At 64.0% G+C, this 18,880-nt stretch carries 17 protein-coding genes; 11 read left to right on the top strand and 6 right to left on the bottom strand.

The features are described 5' to 3' along the window. Window positions 1-11: 11 nt before the first annotated feature. From sdhA to F615_RS0100665, 4 genes are all read right to left on the bottom strand, one after another. On the bottom strand, window positions 12-1,811 hold the full coding sequence (gene sdhA / locus F615_RS0100680; protein WP_019559245.1) for a succinate dehydrogenase flavoprotein subunit: 1,800 nt from the start codon (window positions 1,809-1,811) through the stop codon (window positions 12-14). Next, window positions 1,812-2,174 (bottom strand): succinate dehydrogenase, hydrophobic membrane anchor protein, encoded by a 363-nt coding sequence (sdhD, locus tag F615_RS0100675; protein ID WP_019559244.1) that lies wholly within the window; start codon window positions 2,172-2,174, stop codon window positions 1,812-1,814. 35 nt (window positions 2,175-2,209) lie between these two features. Then, window positions 2,210-2,638, bottom strand: a complete 429-nt coding sequence (gene sdhC / locus F615_RS0100670) for a succinate dehydrogenase, cytochrome b556 subunit (protein WP_019559243.1) — start codon at window positions 2,636-2,638, stop codon at window positions 2,210-2,212. Window positions 2,639-2,725: 87 nt separating this feature from the next. After that, complete coding sequence (locus tag F615_RS0100665; protein WP_019559242.1) at window positions 2,726-3,496, bottom strand: GntR family transcriptional regulator; 771 nt, start codon at window positions 3,494-3,496, stop codon at window positions 2,726-2,728. Between the two features lie 147 nt (window positions 3,497-3,643). On the opposite strand from F615_RS0100665, the gene F615_RS0100660 reads away from it, so the two are divergent. From F615_RS0100660 to acnA, 5 genes are all read left to right on the top strand, one after another. Continuing rightward, on the top strand, window positions 3,644-4,630 hold the full coding sequence (locus F615_RS0100660) for a malate dehydrogenase (protein WP_019559241.1): 987 nt from the start codon (window positions 3,644-3,646) through the stop codon (window positions 4,628-4,630). A 104-nt stretch (window positions 4,631-4,734) separates the two neighbouring features. Beyond that, on the top strand, window positions 4,735-5,799 hold the full coding sequence (locus F615_RS0100655; protein ID WP_019559240.1) for an HpcH/HpaI aldolase/citrate lyase family protein: 1,065 nt from the start codon (window positions 4,735-4,737) through the stop codon (window positions 5,797-5,799). Window positions 5,800-5,913: 114 nt separating this feature from the next. Continuing rightward, window positions 5,914-6,396, top strand: coding sequence for a hypothetical protein (locus tag F615_RS19280; RefSeq protein ID WP_019559239.1), 483 nt, complete (start codon window positions 5,914-5,916; stop codon window positions 6,394-6,396). 184 nt (window positions 6,397-6,580) lie between these two features. Then, window positions 6,581-9,184 (top strand): bifunctional aconitate hydratase 2/2-methylisocitrate dehydratase, encoded by a 2,604-nt coding sequence (gene acnB / locus F615_RS0100645; protein WP_019559238.1) that lies wholly within the window; start codon window positions 6,581-6,583, stop codon window positions 9,182-9,184. A 187-nt stretch (window positions 9,185-9,371) separates the two neighbouring features. Then, window positions 9,372-12,104 carry an aconitate hydratase AcnA gene (gene acnA, locus F615_RS0100640; RefSeq protein ID WP_019559237.1) on the top strand — a complete coding sequence of 911 codons (2,733 nt, stop codon included), beginning with the start codon at window positions 9,372-9,374 and terminating at the stop codon, window positions 12,102-12,104. Between the two features lie 56 nt (window positions 12,105-12,160). Here the strand turns inward: acnA and F615_RS0100635 are convergent, their stop codons facing one another. Both F615_RS0100635 and F615_RS0100630 read right to left on the bottom strand, forming a co-directional pair. Then, a complete protein-coding gene (locus F615_RS0100635) occupies window positions 12,161-12,508 on the bottom strand; it encodes an ArsC family reductase (protein WP_019559236.1) in 348 nt (115 codons plus the stop codon). Continuing rightward, entirely contained in the window at window positions 12,505-13,080 is a 576-nt protein-coding gene (locus F615_RS0100630; RefSeq protein WP_019559235.1) for a hypothetical protein, read from the bottom strand. Before F615_RS0100630 ends, F615_RS0100635 begins: the two co-directional genes overlap by 4 nt. A 146-nt stretch (window positions 13,081-13,226) precedes the next feature. Between F615_RS0100630 and F615_RS0100625 the strand changes: the two genes are divergently transcribed. From F615_RS0100625 to F615_RS0100600, 6 genes are all read left to right on the top strand, one after another. Continuing rightward, a complete protein-coding gene (locus tag F615_RS0100625; RefSeq protein WP_026329892.1) occupies window positions 13,227-13,910 on the top strand; it encodes a TetR/AcrR family transcriptional regulator in 684 nt (227 codons plus the stop codon). Between the two features lie 189 nt (window positions 13,911-14,099). Next, window positions 14,100-14,672 (top strand): TRAP transporter small permease, encoded by a 573-nt coding sequence (locus F615_RS0100620; protein ID WP_019559233.1) that lies wholly within the window; start codon window positions 14,100-14,102, stop codon window positions 14,670-14,672. An 11-nt stretch (window positions 14,673-14,683) separates the two neighbouring features. Beyond that, window positions 14,684-15,964, top strand: coding sequence for a TRAP transporter large permease subunit (locus F615_RS0100615; protein WP_019559232.1), 1,281 nt, complete (start codon window positions 14,684-14,686; stop codon window positions 15,962-15,964). 46 nt (window positions 15,965-16,010) lie between these two features. Continuing rightward, window positions 16,011-17,024, top strand: coding sequence for a TRAP transporter substrate-binding protein (locus F615_RS0100610; protein ID WP_019559231.1), 1,014 nt, complete (start codon window positions 16,011-16,013; stop codon window positions 17,022-17,024). 15 nt (window positions 17,025-17,039) lie between these two features. After that, a complete protein-coding gene (locus F615_RS0100605; protein ID WP_019559230.1) occupies window positions 17,040-17,963 on the top strand; it encodes a shikimate dehydrogenase in 924 nt (307 codons plus the stop codon). A 12-nt stretch (window positions 17,964-17,975) separates the two neighbouring features. Continuing rightward, window positions 17,976-18,878: a VOC family protein gene (locus tag F615_RS0100600; RefSeq protein ID WP_019559229.1), complete on the top strand. Its 903-nt coding sequence runs from the start codon at window positions 17,976-17,978 to the stop codon at window positions 18,876-18,878. Window positions 18,879-18,880 lie beyond the last annotated feature (2 nt).

The following is an 18,880-nucleotide window of genomic DNA, read 5'->3' as shown; positions in this document are numbered from 1 at the left end:
GGGCGCAGACTTCAGAAGGAACGGACCTTGGGCTCGATGGAATCGACGGTCAGCGGCTTGAGGTTGACCGGCTTGTACTCCAGGCGATTGCCCTCGCTGTACCACAGGGTGTGCTTCAACCAGTCACGGTCGTTGCGACCGTTCGGGAACTCGGGCGAGTCGCCGTAATCGTTCACCGTGTGGGCGCCACGGCTTTCCTTGCGAGCAGCCGCTGACACCATCGTGGCTTGAGCCGCCTCGATCAGGTTCTCGACCTCCAACGCCTCGATGCGGGCCGTATTGAAGACTTTGGATTTGTCCTTCAGAACGATCGCTTTGACGCGCTCGGCGATCTGGGCGATCTTGCGCACCCCTTCATCCATGCTGGCTTGCGTGCGGAACACGCCGGCATGCTGCTGCATGGTTTTGCGAATGTCGTTGGCCACGTCTTGCGCATACTCGCCCGAGGTGCTGGCCTCCAGACGCGCCAAACGCGCCAAGGAACGGTCTGCCGCGTCCTTGGGCAAAGGCTTGTGGGCTTTGGGCTCTTTCTTGAGGGTCTCGACGATGTGGTTGCCGGCCGCACGCCCGAAAACCAGCAGGTCGAGCAAGGAATTGGTGCCCAGACGGTTGGCACCATGCACGCTCACGCAGGAGCATTCGCCCACCGCATACAAGCCCGGCACGACGGTATTGGGATTGCCATTCTTGGGCACGACCACTTGCCCGTGGATGTTGGTCGGAATCCCGCCCATCTGGTAGTGGATGGTGGGCACGACCGGGATCGGTTCTTTGGTGATGTCGACGTTGGCAAAGTTGAGGCCGATTTCGTAGACCGAGGGCAAGCGCTTCATGATGGTCTCGGCGCCCAGGTGGGTCATGTCGAGAACCACATAGTCCTTGTTGGGGCCGCAGCCGCGCCCTTCCTTGATTTCCTGGTCCATGCAGCGCGAGACGAAGTCCCGCGGAGCGAGATCCTTCAGCGTGGGCGCGTAGCGCTCCATGAAGCGCTCGCCATTGCAGTTGCGCAGGATCGCCCCTTCTCCACGGCAGCCCTCGGTCAGCAACACGCCCGCGCCAGCCACACCGGTGGGATGGAACTGCCAGAACTCCATGTCTTCCAGCGGAATGCCAGCGCGTGCAGCCATGCCCAAACCATCACCGGTGTTGATGAAGGCATTCGTCGAGGCTGCATAGATGCGCCCAGCACCGCCGGTGGCCAGCAGCACCGTTTTGGCCTCGAGGATGTACACCTCACCGGTTTCCATCTCCAAGGCGGTGACCCCGACGACATCGCCGTCGGCATCGCGGATCAGGTCCAGCGCCATCCACTCGACGAAGAACTGCGTGCGAGCCTTGACGTTTTGCTGGTAGAGCGTGTGCAGCATGGCATGGCCGGTCCGGTCGGCGGCGGCGCAGGCACGCTGCACTGGCTTTTCGCCATAGTTGGCGGTATGCCCCCCGAAGGGCCGCTGGTAAATCGTGCCGTCTGGGTTGCGGTCGAAGGGCATGCCGAAATGCTCGAGCTCGTAGACGACCTTGGGCGCCTCGCGGCACATGAACTCGATGGCATCTTGATCGCCCAACCAGTCCGACCCTTTGACAGTGTCGTAAAAGTGGAAATGCCAGTTGTCTTCGGACATATTGCCCAGCGAGGCGCCGATGCCGCCCTGCGCGGCCACGGTGTGGGAACGCGTGGGGAAGACCTTGGACAAAACGGCCACGTTCAGGCCGGCCAGAGCCAGCTGCAGGGATGCGCGCATCCCGGAGCCACCAGCTCCGACGATGACGACGTCAAACTTGCGCTTGGGCAGAGAAGTTCCGATTTGCATTTACAGCCTCCACAACACCTGGATCGCCCAGCCGGCGCAGCCGACCAACCACACGATCGTGAACACCTGCAGCACGAGCCTGATGCCCACGGGCTTGATGTAGTCCATCCAGATGTCGCGCATGCCCACCCAGGCGTGGTAGAGCAAAGCGATGATCACGGTGAAGGTCAGCACCTTCATCCACTGGCTCGAAAAAATGCCGGCCCAACGGTCATAGCCCAGTTCACCGGGCATCAGGACCTGCACGAGCAGCACGAGAGTGAACAGCGCCATCAGCGCCGCCGTGACGCGCTGGGCCAGCCAGTCGCGAAAGCCGTAATGCGCCCCAACCACCAGGCGCTTGGATCCGTAGTTTTTGCTCATCGCGGGATTCCGTTTCTGTTGTTCTGTGAGGCCCCTCAGTACAACCCGAAGAGCTTGACGCCCAGCAGCACCGTCAGCAGCAGGCTGGAGGCCAAGGTGAAGATCGCGGAATGGCGACCCTGCTCTTTGGAGACCGTGTGATAGACGTCCATCCAAAGGTGGCGAAGGCCGGCGATGAAATGGTGCAAATAAGCCCAGATCAACGCCAGCACGGCCAACTTGAGCAGCCACCCCGGAACGAAGCCCAAGCCCACATGAAATGCGCTGGCAAAGCGATCGAAGGAGACCTGCGAGCTCACGCTGTTGTCGAACATCCAGATGACCAGCGGCATCAACAAGAACATCAACGCGCCGCTGATGCGATGCAAGATCGACACGATGCCGGCCGCCGGTAGCCGGTACTTGATGATCTCCGTGACATGGATGTTTCGGTAGACCGGTCTTTCTTTGGCGATCTCAGGCATACCCAACCTTATGTAACAGATGTGAAACCTTTCGATTTTATTGCAACGCAACAGCCATCGAGGGCCTTCGTTGCGAGCAGCGCACGGTCATTGCAACTCGTTGCGGTAATAGTGGGCGGCGGTGTTGTACAGCCCGCGACGGAACTCCACGGGACGATCACCATAAGTGAAGGACAGCCGCTCGACGCTGAGCAAGGGATAACCGCGCTCGACCTGCAACAACCCGGCACAGGATTCGTCGGCAGCCACCGCACGCAGTTTTTCTTCGGCACGAATCATGCGCACGCCGAATTCCGTTTCGAACAATGCGTACATCGGCCCTCGGTACTCCCCCAGCCGCTCGGCCGTCAGCCCCTTGAAGAGCTGCCCGTTGAGCCAGATGTCGTCGAGCACCACCGGCACCCCCTTGGCGCTGAGCAGACGACGGATTTGCACTGCCGTATCCCCAGACTTGAGATCCAGCGCGCGCGCCACCTCGGCCGGGGCGCGAAGACGGCGGCAATCGATCACGCGACGCTCGAACGGCGTGCCGCCTGGCTCATCGGGGGTCAGGCGCAAGAAGCGATACTGCACACGCTCCTCGGCATGGGTGGCCACGAAGGTGCCCTTGCCTTGGCGTCGCACCAGCAGGTTCTCGGCCGCCAGCTCGTCGATGGCCTTGCGCACCGTGCCTTGGCTGACGCGATACCGCGCCGCCAGCTCGACTTCACTGGGAATCGCTTCCCCCGGACGCCACTCCCCGCCCTGCAGGCTGCGCGTGATCAGCACCTTGATCTGCTGATAGAGCGGACTGAAGGCCGGCCCCGCCGCATCGGGCGAGGAGGGATCGATCGCGCTCGGAGGGGGCTGCTGTGCCATGGACGGGATTGCAACACATCGCCTGCACGAAGTCTAGAGACAGATGTCTTATATAAGACATAAGATGACAAACCTCGTGGTTTCCCGCCCCACTTTGGCCTAAACTTCAGGCCGGTCACAACCCTCCCTTCCCCCTTGGAGCCAACAATGAGCAAGAAACCCGTTCGCGTCGCCGTCACCGGCGCAGCCGGCCAGATCGGCTACGCGCTGCTGTTCCGCATCGCCTCCGGCGAGATGCTCGGCAAGGACCAGCCGGTCATCCTGCAGCTGCTGGAAATCCCTGACGAGAAAGCCCAGAAGGCGCTCAAGGGCGTGATGATGGAGCTGGAGGACTGCGCCTTCCCGCTGCTGGCTGGCATGGAAGCCCACAGCGATGCCAAGGCGGCTTTCAAAGACACCGACTACGCCTTGCTGGTGGGCGCGCGTCCCCGCGGCCCCGGCATGGAGCGCGCCGACTTGCTGGCGGCCAACGCCCAGATCTTCACGGCGCAAGGCAAGGCCTTGAACGAGTCGGCTTCGCGCAACGTCAAGGTCCTGGTGGTGGGCAACCCGGCCAACACCAATGCTTACATCGCCATGAAGTCGGCCCCCGACCTGCCGCGTCGCAATTTCACCGCGATGCTGCGCCTGGATCACAACCGCGCGCTCAGCCAGATCGCGGCCAAGACCGGGAAACCCGTGGCCTCGATCAAGAAACTGTGCGTGTGGGGCAATCACTCGCCCACGATGTACGCTGACTACCGCTTCGCGACGATCGACGGCGCCTCGGTGAAGGACATGATCAACGACCCGGTTTGGAACAAGGAGGTGTTTCTGCCCACCGTGGGCAAGCGCGGCGCGGCCATCATCGAAGCACGTGGCCTGTCGTCGGCGGCCTCCGCCGCCAACGCCGCCATCGACCACATGCGCGATTGGGCCCTGGGCACGAATGGCGAGTGGGTCACGATGGGCGTGCCCTCCAACGGCGAGTACGGCATCCCGAAGGATGTGGTGTTCGGCTTCCCGGTGACCTGCGAGGGTGGGGACTACAAGATCGTCGAGGGCTTGGAAATCGATGCCTTCTCGAAGGAGTGCATCGACAAGACCTTGGCCGAGCTGCTGGCCGAGGCCGACGGCGTCAAGCACCTGCTGTAAGCTCCAACGGGCGCCCGTCTTGGTCGCGCTCTGACATCGAGGGCCGGCGCCAGCAGGTGCCGGCCCTTTCGTTTGCTTGCCTTGTCCCTCTCGCGGAGCCCATGATGACCTCTGCCGCCCCTGCCCTGCACCCCCGTCAGGCCCTGCTGGACGCGGGTGACCTTGCCCCGGAGCTGCCAGTGTGCGACCACTACGCTGGCGTGGAAGCCCGCATGCGCAAGAGCCTGGCGCTGCAGGCCGAGCTGGGCGAGGCCCATGGCCGGGCCCTCTTCGACGTGACATTGGATGCCGAAGACGGCGCCCCGGTGGGCGGCGAGTTGGAACATGTCGCGCTCATGGCCGAGCTGGTCAACAGCCCGGCCAACCGCTGGGGCCGAGTGGGCGCCCGGGTCCACCCAGGCGACCACCCGGCCTTCGAGGCCGAGGTGGACCTGTTGCTGTCACGCTGCGGTGCACGCTTGGCATATTTGATGCTGCCCAAGCCACGCGACGCCCGTGACGTGGCGCAGGCCATCGAACGCATCGATGCGATCGCCCGCAGCCGCGGCCTGTCGTGTCGGATTCCAATTCATGTGCTGATCGAGACCCACGGCGCCTTGCACGAGGTCGATCGCATCGCGGCCCACCCTCGGGTGGAGTCGCTCTCGTTCGGCCTGATGGACTTCGTCTCGGCTCACCGTGGAGCCATCAGCGCCGCCGGCATGAGCGCCACGGGCCAGTTCTCCCATCCGCTGGTGCTGCGCGCCAAGCTGGAAATCGCAGCCGCCTGTCACCGCCATGCCAAGGTCCCCTCGCATTGCGTGGTCACCGAATTCCGCGACCGCCAAGCGCTTGGCCAAGCCGCACATCGCGCGGCCAAGCAGTTGGGCTACACGCGCATGTGGAGCATTCATCCGGACCAGATCCTGCCCATCGTGGAGGCATTCGCCCCCGACGCGAGCGAGATCGAAGAAGCTGGCGAGATTCTGCTGGCGGCACAGGCCGCCCAATGGGGACCGATCCGACATCGCACGCGCGGCGTGGACACCTTGCACGACCGGGCCAGCTACCGCTATTACTGGTACGTGCTGGAACGTGCCGAACGTACCGGCCGTCCGCTGCCCGACGGCATCCGAAAGGCCTTCTTCGGGGTTTCTACCGAGGACACAACCGGCCCCGCCTCAGACTGAGGCGGAAACGGCAAAAATTCGCACATTGCGGGGTGCCAGCCCCATAAATTCTCTGTGTTACCAAATGCACCTCTCCACAATCGAGGTTGCTGCATCTCGGAGAAGGAGAGATTCATGAATGTCCGACGCATCGCGATCTGTCTGGGCGGGGCGCTGGCCCTGGCCGTCTGTGGGGTGACGATGGCCCAGTCGTCGGCCTCCGTCAAGAAGAGCACCAAAGCGGCCCCCAGCGCCGCGGCCCTGTCGCTGGCCCCGGCCACGCCGGAACAACTCGAGGCCGCAGCCCGTGTCTACGTGGGCCGCAGCGACTGCGAGTTTGGCCAACATGTCACCGTGACGCCGCATCCCGACCACGCCGGGTATTTCACTGTGACCTTGGCCAGCAAGACCTGGGTCGTCAAGCCCGTGCTCTCGTCCACCGGCGCCCTGCGCATGGAAGACGTCCGTGGCCAAGCGCTGTATCTGCAGATCGCCGACAAGTCCATGCTGATGAACACCGCGCTGGGCTATCGCGTGGCCGACAACTGCGTGCACCCGAAGCATCGTGAGGCGATGGCCACCCACCAGCGAGAAAGCATCGGCATCACCGCCAACTGAACGTGCGGCGCGGCTCCGCGCAGTCGCCCGCGCAGCTCATCGGTAACAGCACTCACTCCGACACTCGGGCGCGGGATCGATCCCTGCCCGTTCGCCAGCCGTTTGCTGGCGCAAGTCTTATATAAGACATAAAATACGAGAGCCGGGCGGCCCCGTCGGACCGCCCGATCCCTCCGGAGTGCCCATGCTGAAAAACTACCGCGACCACGTCGCCGAGCGCGCTGCGCTTGGCATCCCGCCCTTGCCCTTGTCGGCCCAGCAGACCGCTGAACTGATCGAGCTGATCAAGGCACCGCCAGCCGGCGAGGAGGACTTCTTGCTGGAGCTGCTGACGCACCGCGTGCCGCCCGGCGTGGACGATGCCGCCAAGGTCAAGGCCAGCTTCTTGGCTGCCGTGGCGCACGGCGACCTCTCGGTGGGCCTGATCAGCCGTGCCAAAGCCACCGAACTGCTGGGCACGATGGTGGGCGGCTACAACGTCAAACCCCTGATCGACTTGCTCGACGACCCCGAGGTGGCCAGCGTGGCTGCCGACGGTCTGAAAAAGACGCTGCTGATGTTCGACGCCTTCCACGACGTGGCCGAGAAGGCGCGCGCCGGCAATGCCAAGGCCCGTGAAGTCATTCAGTCGTGGGCCGATGCCGAATGGTTCACCAGCCGCCCTGAAGTGCCGCGCAAGATCACGGTCACCGTGTTCAAGGTGCCCGGTGAAACCAACACCGACGACCTGTCGCCCGCGCCCGATGCCTGGAGCCGCCCGGACATCCCGCTGCACGCGTTGGCGATGCTGAAAAACCGCCGGCCCGATGCCGCGTTCGAGCCGGAGGAAGACGGCAAGCGTGGCCCCATCCGTTTCATCGAGGAGCTGAAGAAGAAAGGCCACTTGGTCGCCTATGTCGGCGACGTGGTGGGAACGGGTTCGAGCCGCAAATCGGCCACCAACAGCGTGATATGGCACACCGGCGAGGACATCCCCTATGTGCCCAACAAGCGCTTCGGCGGCGTGACCCTGGGTGGCAAGATCGCTCCGATCTTCTTCAACACGCAGGAAGATTCCGGTGCGCTGCCCATCGAAGTGGACGTCTCCAACCTGGAGATGGGCGATGTGATCGACATCTATCCCTACGAGGGCAAGATCGAGAAGGACGGCAAGGTCGTCGCCACCTTCCAGCTCAAGAGCGAGGTGCTGCTCGATGAAGTGCGCGCCGGCGGTCGCATCAACCTGATCATCGGCCGCTCGCTGACGGGCAAGGCGCGCGAATTCCTGGGGCTGCCGGCGTCCACGCTGTTCCGTCTGCCCAAGGCGCCCGCAGACACCGGCAAGGGCTACACGCTGGCGCAGAAGATCGTCGGGCGTGCCTGCGGACTGCCGGTGGTCAATGGCAAACAGCAAGGCATCCGCCCGGGCACCTACTGCGAACCCAAGATGACCACCGTGGGCAGCCAAGACACCACTGGCCCCATGACGCGTGATGAACTGAAAGACCTGGCCTGCCTGGGCTTTTCGGCCGACCTCGTGATGCAGTCGTTCTGCCATACCGCCGCCTACCCCAAGGCGGTGGATGTGAAGATGCACCGCGAGCTGCCGGCCTTCATCAGCACCCGTGGCGGCGTCTCGCTGCGGCCGGGCGATGGGGTGATCCACTCCTGGCTCAACCGTCTGTTGCTGCCCGACACCGTGGGCACGGGGGGGGACTCGCACACCCGCTTCCCCATCGGCATCTCTTTCCCAGCGGGCTCTGGCCTGGTGGCCTTCGCGGCGGCCACCGGCGTGATGCCGCTGGACATGCCTGAATCGGTGCTGGTGCGCTTCAAGGGCCAGATGCAGCCCGGTGTCACCTTGCGCGACCTGGTGCATGCGATCCCGCTGTACGCCATCAAGCAGGGGCTGCTGACGGTGGAGAAGAAAGGCAAGAAGAACATCTTCTCCGGCCGCATCCTCGAGATCGAGGGGCTGCCCGATCTCAAGGTGGAGCAGGCCTTCGAGCTGTCGGACGCCTCGGCCGAGCGTTCGGCCGCCGGCTGCACGATCAAGCTCAACAAAGAGCCCATCATCGAGTACCTGGAGTCGAACATCGTGTTGATGAAGAACATGATCGCCGACGGCTACCAGGACCGCCGCACCCTGGAGCGCCGCATCAAGGCCGTCGAGGCCTGGCTGGCCAAGCCCGAACTGCTGGAGGCCGACCCTGACGCCGAATATGCCGCCGTCATCGAAATCGATCTCAACGAGATCAAGGAGCCCATCGTCTGCTGCCCCAACGACCCGGACGATGCCAAGTTCCTCTCCGAGGTGGCCGGCACCAAGATCGATGAGGCCTTCATCGGCTCGTGCATGACCAACATCGGACACTTCCGCGCCGCGGCCAAGCTGCTGGGTGGCCAGCGCGACATTCCGGTCAAGCTGTGGGTGGCCCCGCCCACCAAGATGGATCAAAACGAGTTGATCAAGGAAGGGCACTATGCGGCCTTCGGCGCCGCCGGTGCACGCACCGAGATGCCCGGCTGTTCGCTGTGCATGGGCAACCAGGCCCAGGTGCGCGAAGGCGCCACGGTCATGTCCACCTCGACGCGCAACTTCCCCAACCGCCTGGGCAAGAACACCAATGTGTTCCTGGGCTCGGCCGAGCTCGCGGCGATCTGCGCCAAGCTGGGACGCATCCCGACGGTGGCCGAATACCACGCGGAGATGGGCATCATCAACCAAGATGCTGCCAGCGTGTATCGCTACATGAACTTCGACCAGATCGAGGAGTACGCCCAGACGGCCAAAGAGGTCGTGGTCTGAGGCGCAGCGCCCACCCGTCACCCGAAACGGCCCCAGTGGGGCCGTTTTTTTGTCCTCGATGGCAAGCCTTGCTCGGTGAGGCTTGACCACAAGCCCCCGTGCGCCCTAACGTCATGATGTGCGGCCACAATGGTGTCGCGTTGCCGCGCTGCTACAACGACCAACCTCTCGCCTCACGGAGTCATTCATGACCCAAGCCGCTGCTCATGCTTTTGCCAAGACCCTGAAGTCCTTCAAGACGGCTTCTGGCAAGTCCGGTCAGTACTTCTCATTGCCCGAGTTGGCCCGACAGTTCCCCAACGTCAACCGGCTGCCGGTGTCGCTACGCATCGTGCTGGAGTCGGTGCTGCGCAACTGCGACGGCAAGAAGGTCACGCCCGAGCATGTGGAGCAATTGGCCCAGTGGGCCCCCAACGGCGAGCGGGTCGACGAGATCCCCTTCGTCGTGGCCCGCGTGGTGCTGCAAGACTTCACCGGCGTGCCCCTGCTGGCCGATCTGGCCGCGATGCGCTCGGTGGCGGCAAAAATGGGACGCAACCCCAAGACCATCGAGCCATTGGTGCCGGTGGATCTGGTCGTCGACCATTCGGTCATGATCGACCACTACGGCAACAAGCAGGCCCTGGACCTGAACATGAAGCTGGAATTTCAGCGCAATCGGGAGCGCTACCAGTTCATGAAATGGGGCATGCAAGCCTTTGACACCTTCGGCGTGGTGCCGCCGGGCTTCGGGATCGTGCACCAGGTGAACCTGGAGTATCTGGCTCGCGGCGTGCACAAGACGGCCCAGGGGGTGTACTACCCCGACACGTTGGTGGGCACCGACAGCCACACGACGATGATCAATGGCATCGGCGTGGTGGGTTGGGGCGTGGGCGGCATCGAGGCCGAAGCCGGCATGCTGGGCCAGCCGGTGTACTTCCTCACGCCCGATGTGGTCGGCTTCGAGCTGACCGGCCGCTTGCGCGAAGGTGTGACGGCCACCGACCTGGTGCTCACGGTCACCGAAATCTTGCGCCGAGAAAAAGTGGTCGGCAAGTTCGTCGAGTTTTTCGGCGAAGGCACGCGCAGCCTGTCGGTGCCCGACCGTGCCACCATTGCGAACATGGCGCCGGAATACGGCGCCACCATGGGCTTCTTCCCGGTCGACGACAAAACGATCGAGTACTTCCGCGGCACCGGCCGCACCAAGGCGCAGATCGAAGCCTTCGAGGCCTACTTCCGGGCCCAGAAGCTGTTTGGCATCCCAGGCACCCCGGACTTCGACGGCGGGCCCATCGAGTACTCCAAAGTGGTTCGGCTCGATCTGGGCACGGTCGCTCCCAGCCTGGCCGGCCCCAAGCGCCCACAAGACCGCATCGAGATCGGGCAGTTGTCGGCCAAGTTCACGGAACTCTTCAGCAAGCCCATCGAGGCCAATGGCTTCAATCAGCCGGCCGACAAGCTCGGTCAGGTCTACACCACCGCCAGTGGCCTGCAGATCCGCAATGGCGACGTGCTCATCGCCGCCATCACTTCCTGCACCAACACCTCCAACCCAGGCGTGCTCTTGGCCGCCGGCTTACTGGCCAAGAAAGCGGTGCAAGCCGGGCTGAAAGTCGCACCGCACATCAAGACCTCGCTGGCCCCGGGCTCTCGCATCGTCACCGAGTACCTCGAAAAGGCCGGCCTGCTGCCCTACCTGGAAAAACTGGGCTTCCACGTGGCCGCCTATGGTTGCACCACGTGCATCGGCAACGCCGGCGACCTGGCCCCCGAGATCAACGACGTCATCACCCGCAACGACCTGGTGTGCGCGGCCGTGCTGTCGGGCAACCGAAACTTCGAAGCGCGCATCCACCCCAACCTCAAGGCCAACTTCCTGGCTTCGCCGCCGTTGGTGGTGGCCTATGCGATCGCCGGCAACGTCACCCGCGATCTGATGACCCAGCCGGTGGGCCAAGGCAAAGGCGGACGCGACATCTACCTCGGCGACATCTGGCCCAGCAGCGAGGAAATCTACGCGCTGATGAAGTTCGCGATGGACCGCAAAGCCTTCAAAGAGAACTACGAGAAAGTACGAACCAAGCCCGGCAAGCTGTGGAGCCAGATCGAAGGGGCCACGGGCCAGGTCTACGACTGGCCCAAGTCCACCTACATCGCCGAGCCCCCATTTTTCCGTGACTTCACGCTCACCCCGCCGAGCAAGGATCCAGGGGTCAAGGCCGCTCGCATCATGGCGCTGTTCGGCGACTCGATCACCACCGATCACATTTCACCGGCCGGCTCGATCAAGGAATGCTCACCCGCGGGTCAGTGGCTGAAGGAGCAAGGCGTGCTCAAGGCCGACTTCAACAGCTACGGTTCGCGCCGGGGACATCACGAGGTGATGATGCGCGGCACCTTCGCCAATGTGCGCATCAAGAACCTCATGATCCCCCCCCTGCCCGATGGCTCGCGCGAAGAAGGCGGTCTCACGCTGTTCCAGCCCGGTGGCCAGAAAATGTTCATCTACGACGCCGCGATGAAGTATTTGGCCCAGGGCACCCCCACGGTGATCTTCGCTGGCGAAGAATACGGCACCGGCTCGAGCCGGGACTGGGCCGCCAAGGGCACGCAGTTGCTGGGCATTCGCGCGGTGATCGCCCGCAGCTTCGAGCGCATCCACCGCTCCAACCTGGTGGGCATGGGGGTGCTGCCGCTGCAGTTCAAAGGCGCGGATTCTTGGCAAAGCCTGGGGATCAAGGGCGATGAGCTGATCGACATCGTCATCGACGGTGAGCTGCGCCCTCAGGCCGACGCCACCTTGGTGATCCAACGCGCCGACGGCAGCCGGCAGGAGGTCACGCTGCGGCTGCGCATCGACACCCCGATCGAAGTCGAGTACTACCAGCACGGTGGGATCCTGCCCTACGTGCTGCGGCAGCTGTTGGCAGCCTGAACTCCCAGCGTGGTTCTACGCAGTCCGCGCGGTCGGCGGACTGCGCCTGAGGCAACTCAGCACATCAGACGCGCATACGTCGCCTCGTCGAAACCCACCAGCACGTGCTCGGCGACCTCGATCACCGGGCGCTTGATGACACTGGGCTGGGCCTGCATGAGCGCGCGTGCACCGGCTTCGGTGGATGCGGCCGCTTGGGCCGACGCATCGAGCCGGCGCCATGTGGTGCCTTGGCGATTGAGCAAGCGCTCAGGGCCTACGACCCTCAGCCAGTGGGCCAAGCGGTCCTCGGGCACCCCGAGCTTTTTGAAATCATGGAACTGATAGGCCAGGCCACGCTGGTCGAGCCAGCGTCGGGCCTTCTTCACGGTGTCGCAATTGGAAATGCCGTAGACCTTGATCATCTTGCCACCACGGTGGAGCCCCCTGTGCCGCGACGCAGGAGCCAGTGAGCCTCTTCGTCCATCCCCTCACACAACGGATCGACACCATACCCGGTTTGTGTGACCCGCTGCGTGACCGCATCCAGACTCACCTGGAACCAGAGGCAAAACGGCGATTCGTACCGGTAGGACCAAACGAGTTCGTTGCGGCGCGGGATGCGTCGCTCCTCCGACGGGCGCCCCAGCCGGTACAGCAGCTCGTCGCGGCCCATGCCCACCGTCACGGCATTGAAGTGCGACTCGGTCAGCACCTGAGTCCACTGCCTCACACGCCCCTGGGCATCGAGGTCGGCCATGTACGTGTGCCGTCCATAGGGCCCCCGTGCAAACTCCAATCGACGCCGTCCATCGGGCCCGAGGTGTTCCCCCGTCGGCGGGCCCATGCGTGCACGCACCTCGGACTCGGTCAGACCGGCGTCCAGCGCGCCCGGGGCATAGCGGATCGCGCAGCCTTGCAGCACGCCGGCCAACGCGAGCGTGGCGGCGACCACGACATGGCGCCCTTCGGCAGTGAGACGGGCAGCACGCTTCACGATGCGTTTCCAGAAGGTGGGTGCACAGTGTAAAGGCGTTGACCTTGGACAAACGCCGATCTGGGCGGTTCCCCCCGGGGCGGCGCGTCGCCGGTGATAATGAAGGCCTCGGGTCCACGCTTGCTGCCATGTCTGCCCACGCCACCATGAACGAAACAGTCCGTGCATCTGCGTTAGCCGCCTCGAAGCGCACCCGCAAGGCGGCCGCAGCCCCCCGCACCAACGACCCGGAGCGCACGATGCAGGACATCCTGGAGGTGGCCACCCGGGAGTTTGCCGCCAAAGGGCTGACGGGGGCACGCATCGACGAAATTGCCGAGCTCACACGCACCAGCAAGCGGATGATTTACTACTACTTCGGCAGCAAAGAAGGCCTGTACGTTGCCGTGCTGGAGGAAGCCTACCGCCGCATTCGCCAGATCGAGGGCGAACTTCACTTGGAAGACCTGCCCCCCGAGGAAGCCTTGCGCACCTTGGTGGCCTTCACCTTCGACTACCAGAACGCCAACCCCGACTTCATCCGCTTGGTGATGAATGAGAACATCCATCGGGGCGAATTCCTCGCGCAGTCGCAAACCATTCAGCAGCTCAACGTGCCGGCCATCGACGCCGTGCGCGCCGTCTACGAGCGCGGTCGGGCCGCCGGCGTGTTTCGCGACGATCTCGACCCGGTGGACCTGCACATGTCGATCAGCGCCCTGTGCTTCTTCAACGTGTCCAACCGGTACACCTTCTCGCTGATCTTCAAACGCGACATGGCCTCGCCCGAGGCCCTGGCGGCCCGGCGCGCCAGCATCGTCGACCTCATCGTCCGCTACGTCCGCAAGTAAAGCCGCACGGCGCCATCGGCAGCCTCTGGGCGCCGCTCCCGCAGTCCGGGAAAGTCCCTAGTGAAAAACTAACCAGTTCGTACATTATTCGGTCATGGCGGATGCCCAAGGATCATCCGCTCGAACCCGGCCATCTGGCCGCCTGCTGCGTCCGCTCGGGCGATCTGGCCTCTCAGAGGAGAACTGCGGGTGAACCGACTCTTCGATCGCTATTGCCGCCTGCTCGATGGCCTGATGGCCGCCTTTTTGGCGGTGATGGTGGTGCTCGTGTTCGGCAACGTGGTGCTGCGTTATGTCTTCAATTCCGGCATCACCGTGTCCGAGGAGTTGTCACGCTGGCTGTTCGTGTGGGTCACCTTCCTCGGGGCCATCGTCGCGCTCAGGGACAAGGGCCATCTGGGCACCGATGTGGTCGTGGCCCTGCTGCCACGAGCCGGCAAGAAGGCCTGTTTGTTGCTGGGCCATGGGCTGATGCTGGTCATCTGTGGCTTGGTGTTCGACGGCAGTTGGAAGCAATTGCGCATCAACTGGGACGTGCAGGCCCCGGTCACCGGCTTGTCGATGGGTTGGTTCTACGCTCCGGGCGTGGTGTTTGCCGTCTCGGGAGCCGCGTTGCTGGTGCTCGATGTGCTCAAAGCCCTGCGCGGCCAACTCACCGATGCGGATCTGGTGCAGGTGACCGCGTCCGAAGATCTCGCGCACGGCCACGGCACAGCGCCCAACGATGCGTCTGCCGCCACCCCCAGTTCCCACGCACGCTGAAGGAGTCTGCGATGACCGTGGCCGTCTTCCTCGTCTCGCTGCTCGGCGTCATGGCGCTGGGCGTGCCCATTGCGTTTGCCCTGCTGGCCAGCGGGGTGGCAATGATGTGGCATCTCGATCTCTTCGATGCGCAGATCCTGGCGCAAAACCTCATCAACGGCGCCGACAGTTTTCCGCTGCTGGCCGTTCCCTTTTTCATGTTGGCCGGCGAGATCATGAATGTCGGCGGCCTGTCTCAGCGCATCGTCAACCTCGCCTTGGCACTGGTGGGCCATGTCAAGGGGGGGCTGGGCTATGTGGCGGTGATGGCCGCCTGCCTGATGGCTGCACTGTCAGGATCGGCGGTGGCCGACGCGGCCGCGCTCACGGCCTTGCTGCTGCCGATGATGGTCAAGGCCGGACATGACAAGGCCACCGCGGCCGGCTTGATCGCCTCGGCCGGCATCATCGGGCCGGTCATCCCACCCAGCATCGGCTTCGTGATCTTTGGCGTGGCGGCCAACGTGTCCATCGCCAAGTTGTTCATGGCCGGTATCGTGCCCGGTGTGCTGATGGGCGCGGCACTGTGGTGCACGTGGTGGTGGCTGGTGCGCAAGGACAAGATCGTGCCGCCGCCGCGCAAGTCGGCACGCGAGATCCGGGTGGCGCTGCGCGAATCCCTGTGGGCACTGATGCTGCCGGTCATCATCCTGGTGGGCTTGCGGCTGGGGGTGTTCACGCCGACCGAAGCGGCCGTGGTGGCGGCCGTGTATGCGCTGTTCGTCTCCACCGTGATCTATCGCGAGCTGTCACTGCGTCAGCTTTATCCGATTTTCGTCGCGTCGGCTCGCACCAGTGCGGTGATCATGTTCCTCGTGGCCGCAGCCATGGTCAGTGCCTGGTTGATCACGGTGGCGGATCTGCCGTCGATGGTCATCGATCTGTTGGACCCCCTCATCGACCGGCCCACACTGCTTTTGGTGGCCATCATGGTGCTCGTTCTGGTCGTCGGCACGGCCATGGACATGACGCCCACGATCTTGATTCTCACGCCGGTGCTCATGCCGGTGATCAAGGCCGCCGGGATCGACCCCGTGTATTTCGGGGTGCTGTTCATCATCGTCAACGCCATTGGCCTGCTCACCCCTCCAGTCGGCACGGCGCTCAACGTGGTCTCTGGCGTGGGCCGCATGAAGCTCGATGCGGTCGCTCGCGGCGTGTTGCCCTTCATGGCGGCACAGACCGCCGTGTTGTTCTTGTTGGTGCTATTTCCTTCGATCGTCACCGTGCCGGCCCGCTGGTTCGGCGGCTGATGCGGGCCGTCGGCCCGCTCCACCACCCCACTGATAGGAGACATCCATGACCCTCAAAGCCCTGACTCGCGTACTGTGCCTGAGCGTTGCGGCCCTGATGCCGATGACGGCCTCGTTGGCCCAAGACATCAAAGAGCGCACCATCAAGTTCGCTTTCCAAAACCAAAAGGGTCACCCGCAAGCCGAGGGCGCACAAAAGTTCGCCGACCTGGTGGCCCAGAAATCGGGAAAGAAGATCACCGTGCGCTTGTTCCCCGGTGGCACACTGGGCGGTGACCTGCAAACCGTCTCAGCCCTGCAAGGCGGCACCGTGGAGATGACCGTGCTCAACGCAGGCATCCTCACGGCCCAAGTCAAGGAATTTGCGGTCTTCGATTTCCCCTTCCTGTTTGCCTCGCCGCAGGAAGCCGATGCCGTCACCGATGGGCCTTTTGGCAAACACCTCTTGGCCAAGTTGGAAGAGAAGAATCTCGTCGGTTTGGGGTATTGGGACCTGGGCTTTCGCAACCTCACCAACAACCGTCGGCCGGTGACCAAGGTCGAGGACATCGCCGGCCTGAAGATTCGAGTGATCCAGTCGCCGATTTACATCGACCTGTTCAACACGCTTGGGGCAAACGCCACGCCCATGCCGTTCCCAGAGGTCTACACCGCGTTGGAGCAGAAAGCCATCGACGGACAGGAGAACCCGGAAACGACCATCTACGCATCGAAGTTCCACGAAGTCCAGAAGTACCTGACGCTCACCCGCCATGTGTACAACCCCCAAGCCTTGCTGGTGAGCAAGCGCCTGTGGGACAGCCTCAGCAACGACGAAAAGCGCATCTTCACCGAAGCGGCTGCCGAAGCCACACGCTTCCAGCGTGAACTGTCGCGTCAACAGGCCAGCGTGGCGCTGGACAACCTGCGCAAAGCCGGCATGCAGGTCACGGAGCTGTCCGCCGGCGAGCTGGCGCGCTTCCGCGAGAAGGTCAAGCCCGTCATCGACAAGCACACCCAGAGCGTGGGCGCGGACACCGTGGCCGCGCTCAATGCCGAACTGGCCAAAGTGCGCAAGTAATCAGGAAGCATCGCCGTGATCCAGGCTCCCACTCGCGTGGAAACGTCCACCCCGGCGCACCAGACGGTCTGCGTCGAGGATCGCAAGCTGCTCGTCGGCCTCATTGGCGCCGGGATCCAGCGCTCACTGACGCCGGCGATGCACGAAGAAGAAGCTCGCCACCACGGCCTTCGGCTGCACTACCAACTCATCGATCTGGACCGCACGGGCTCGGGCGTCGAGGCCCTGCCTGGCTTGCTCCAGGCCGTGCGCACGATGGGCTTTGCGGGACTGAACATCACCTACCCCTGCAAGCAGGCCGTGATCCCCCTGTTGGACGAGCTGTCCGACGAGGCCCGCGCGATGGGCGCGGTCAACACCATCGTGTGCCGCCACGGCCGACTGGTGGGACACAACACCGACGGCACCGGCTGGGCCTGGGGTTTTCGTCGTGCGCTGCCGGCAGCCGATCTGTCCGAAGTGGTGGTGCTGGGCGCCGGCGGCGCGGGAGCGGCCATCGCTCACACGGTCTTGCGACTGGGAGCCCAGCAACTCGTGCTGGTGGATCGCCAGACCGAGCGTGCCCAGGCGCTGGCAGAGGCGCTCAACGCGCGCCATGGCCAAGGCCGGGCCCGCGCCGAAGCCGACATCGCGCGCGCGATGCACAGTGCCACCGGTCTGGTGCACGCCACGCCCACGGGCATGGACAAGCTGCCGGGCTTGCCGCTGCCGGTCGAGCTGCTGCGGCCCACGCTGTGGGTGGCCGAGGTCGTGTATTTCCCGCTCGAAACGGAGCTGCTCAAGACGGCCCGGCACATCGGCTGCCCAACGGTGGACGGCGGGGGCATGGCCGTCGGTCAGGCCGTGGGCGCCTTCGAGCTGTTCACCGGCCTCGTCCCCGATGCACAGCGCATGGAATCGCACTTTCGACGTCTGGTCGCGCAGCGCCGCGGCGAGTGAAAGGAAATCGGTATGACGGCATCGACCTGCTCCAACGCGCGCAACCGTGAAGCCATCGACGAGCCGCCCAACCCCCTGGGGCTGGACGGCATCGAATTCGTGGAATTCGCCACACGCCGGCCTCAAGCCCTGGGGCAGGTGCTGGAGATCATGGGTTTTCGGCCCATCGCACGGCACCGATCGCGCGAGGTGCTGTTGTATCGACAAGGCTCGATGAACATCGTCATCAATGCCCATGCCGAAGGAGTTCCCGAGGCCGTGCAACCGGGGGATGCCCCCGAGATCGCCGCCATCGCCTTGCGCGTGCGCGATGCCGGTGCAGCCTGGCGGCGTGCGATCGAGCGCGGTGGCTGGCCGGTGCCAGCACAACCCCAGCCCATGGAGCTCCACATCCCTGCACTGCACGGCGTGGGCCGCAGTCGCATCTACCTCGTCGACCGATACAAAGACTTTTCGATTTACGACGTCGACTTCGTGCCCATTCCCACGGTCGATCCGCACCCCCCTGCAGTGGCCGGGTTGCACTGGTTCGGTGTGGTGCAGTACATCGGCCTGGGCCGGATGGATGATTGGACCGAGTTCTACGGTGAACTTTTCGGCTTCTCCGCCCTGCCCGACGAGACCCGCTTCGGCATCCTACCCCGCGGGCGCGTGCTGGCCAGCCCTTGTGGGCAGTTCTACTTGCAACTCATCGAGCCGGAACCGGACGCCATGGATGCAGACCCGGACGAAACCCTGCATCGCGTGGCCTTCGGCACCCCGGATGTACGCCAAGCGGTGCGCGAGCTCACGCGTCGTGGCATGAACTTCGTCGAATCCAGCAGCGTACATACCGAGGACCGCGGCGCCCTGACGCAGACATGGCTGGGCAGCGTGGCCTTCGAGCTGGTGCACCATCCTTTGCCGACCGCGTGAGG

The sequence above is a fragment of the Caldimonas manganoxidans ATCC BAA-369 genome, assembly GCF_000381125.1.
Taxonomy (GTDB): domain Bacteria; phylum Pseudomonadota; class Gammaproteobacteria; order Burkholderiales; family Burkholderiaceae_C; genus Caldimonas; species Caldimonas manganoxidans.
The sequence above is the reverse complement of the archived record's forward strand: the minus strand, read 5'-3'. Positions and strand labels throughout refer to the sequence as shown.

Coding starts and splice junctions, on each gene's coding strand:
- sdhA (WP_019559245.1), bottom strand. CDS start 1,811: ATGCAAATCGGAACTTCTCTGCCCAAGCGCAAGTTTGACGTCGTCATC.
- sdhD (WP_019559244.1), bottom strand. CDS start 2,174: ATGAGCAAAAACTACGGATCCAAGCGCCTGGTGGTTGGGGCGCATTAC.
- sdhC (WP_019559243.1), bottom strand. CDS start 2,638: ATGCCTGAGATCGCCAAAGAAAGACCGGTCTACCGAAACATCCATGTC.
- F615_RS0100665 (WP_019559242.1), bottom strand. CDS start 3,496: ATGGCACAGCAGCCCCCTCCGAGCGCGATCGATCCCTCCTCGCCCGAT.
- F615_RS0100660 (WP_019559241.1), top strand. CDS start 3,644: ATGAGCAAGAAACCCGTTCGCGTCGCCGTCACCGGCGCAGCCGGCCAG.
- F615_RS0100655 (WP_019559240.1), top strand. CDS start 4,735: ATGACCTCTGCCGCCCCTGCCCTGCACCCCCGTCAGGCCCTGCTGGAC.
- F615_RS19280 (WP_019559239.1), top strand. CDS start 5,914: ATGAATGTCCGACGCATCGCGATCTGTCTGGGCGGGGCGCTGGCCCTG.
- acnB (WP_019559238.1), top strand. CDS start 6,581: ATGCTGAAAAACTACCGCGACCACGTCGCCGAGCGCGCTGCGCTTGGC.
- acnA (WP_019559237.1), top strand. CDS start 9,372: ATGACCCAAGCCGCTGCTCATGCTTTTGCCAAGACCCTGAAGTCCTTC.
- F615_RS0100635 (WP_019559236.1), bottom strand. CDS start 12,508: ATGATCAAGGTCTACGGCATTTCCAATTGCGACACCGTGAAGAAGGCC.
- F615_RS0100625 (WP_026329892.1), top strand. CDS start 13,227: ATGAACGAAACAGTCCGTGCATCTGCGTTAGCCGCCTCGAAGCGCACC.
- F615_RS0100615 (WP_019559232.1), top strand. CDS start 14,684: ATGACCGTGGCCGTCTTCCTCGTCTCGCTGCTCGGCGTCATGGCGCTG.
- F615_RS0100610 (WP_019559231.1), top strand. CDS start 16,011: ATGACCCTCAAAGCCCTGACTCGCGTACTGTGCCTGAGCGTTGCGGCC.
- F615_RS0100600 (WP_019559229.1), top strand. CDS start 17,976: ATGACGGCATCGACCTGCTCCAACGCGCGCAACCGTGAAGCCATCGAC.